The 244-nt window shown below is 63.5% G+C and carries 1 protein-coding gene; it reads left to right on the top strand.

The window, feature by feature from the left end; genetic code table 11:
• On the top strand, window positions 1-244 hold a 244-nt coding region (locus RMT89_RS44910; protein ID WP_315889512.1), incomplete at both ends, for a hypothetical protein.

Here is a 244-nt window from a genome sequence, read left to right as displayed (position 1 = left end):
CGCAGCGGCTACCGCTCCGATATTCCCGACCGCAAGACCTTTATGGCGGAGAAGAAAACACAGGCCGCGATCCGCGACAAGGTGCAGGAAGCCGTGCGCCAGCGCATGGGCGCGCCGACTTTCTCGCTGCCAGACGACTGGGTTTACGACAGGTCCACCTTCCGCACGAAAATCGAGGGCATGATCCGCGACAAGGTGAAGGCGACGTGGAGCCAGCGTTTCGGCGATACCATCCCGCCGGGCC

Origin of the sequence: Streptomyces sp. P17 (assembly GCF_032436805.1) — a bacterium.
In the GTDB taxonomy this organism is placed as follows: Bacteria; Actinomycetota; Actinomycetes; order Streptomycetales; family Streptomycetaceae; genus Streptomyces.
The sequence above is the reverse complement of the archived record's forward strand: the minus strand, read 5'-3'. Positions and strand labels throughout refer to the sequence as shown.